This window comes from Pseudomonas gessardii (assembly GCF_001983165.1).
GTDB classification, from domain to species: domain Bacteria; phylum Pseudomonadota; class Gammaproteobacteria; order Pseudomonadales; family Pseudomonadaceae; genus Aquipseudomonas; species Aquipseudomonas gessardii.
The window spans coordinates 1-1253 of sequence record NZ_MNPU01000126.1 but is presented as its reverse complement, the minus strand read 5'-3'; the positions used below and the strand labels follow the sequence as shown (position 1 = coordinate 1253).

Annotated in this window: 1 protein-coding gene; it reads left to right on the top strand. The window is 55.6% G+C overall.

What is annotated here, in order from left to right:
• The first annotated feature begins 64 nt into the window (after window positions 1-64).
• Window positions 65-1245, top strand: a protein-coding gene (locus tag BLL38_RS29905; protein ID WP_207303174.1) for an IS3 family transposase whose coding sequence is annotated in 2 segments (ribosomal slippage) — window positions 65-320 and window positions 320-1245 — 1182 coding nt in all. Because the reading frame shifts where the segments join, the coding sequence is not laid out codon by codon here.
• Window positions 1246-1253 lie beyond the last annotated feature (8 nt).

Here is a 1253-nt window from a genome sequence, read left to right as displayed (position 1 = left end):
TGTAGTGGTCTAATTTCCCCGGACACCTCGATAGGTGGAAAATGCATCTATCGAGGAGTTTTTCATGACCACCAAACGCAGGACATTCGACGACAGCTTCAAGCTGCAAGTCGTGAAGATGATCAAGGACCAGGGGCTGACCGCTCCGCAGGTCTGTCGCGATCTGAATATTGGTGAGACAGCCGTCCGGCGCTGGGTTCAGCAGTACGAGGCTGAGCAATTGGGTCAGCCCGGGATCGGTAAACCACTAACATCCGAACAGCAGCGAATCCGGCAGCTGGAGCAGGAAAACCGCCAGCTCAAGATGGATAACGATGTATTAAAAAAAGCCACCGCCTTCTTTGCCCGCGAGCTGAAGTAACGTATCGCCTGGTTCGGCAGCTGCAACAGAAGGCTTATTCGGTGGCGTATGTCTGTCGGCTGCTGGGGGTCAGCCGATCGGGGTTCTACGAGGCAAACAGGCGTGCCGACACGCCAGCATCGGTTTGCCCCGTGACCGTGCAGCTCAAAGCGTCGTTTGATGCGAGTGGCGGCTGCTATGGGAGCCGTCCGTTACGTAAAGCGTTGCGCGCCAAGGGTATGGAAATCGGCGTTTATAAAATTCGTCGCTTGATGCGTGCCAACGGCCTGCGTTCGGCTTGGAAGCGTAAGTTTGTGCACACGACCGATAGCAAGCACGACCTGCCAGTTGCCGAAAATGTACTGAATCGTCAATTCGAGCCTGAGGCGGTAAACAAGGCCTGGGTAGCGGACATTACCTACATCCGGACCCGCAGCGGCTGGCTGTACCTGGCTGTGGTATTGGATTTGTTCTCACGCAAGATCGTGGGTTGGTCCATGGCCCCGAACATGCCTGCCGAGCTGGTGTGTAGTGCAATGCAGCTGGCAATTGCTCAGCGTCAACCGCCACCTGGCCTGATCGCCCACTCGGATCGCGGTAGCCAGTACGCCAGCGCAAGCTACAGAGCGTTGCTGGCGCGAAATGACATGCAGCAAAGCATGAGCCGTAAAGGTAACTGCTGGGACAACTCAGTGATGGAACGCTTTTTTCTGAGTTTGAAAATGGAGCGGGTATGGCGCCGCGACTACGCCAATCACGCAGAAGCGATACGTGACATCGTGGAATACATCGTTGGGTTTTACAACAACGAGCGGCTGCACTCGAAACTGGGATATCTGCCACCGACCGTTTACGAGCGGGCGATGGCGTCGAAACCACCTATCGAGGTGTCCGGAATTAGTTGACCACTACA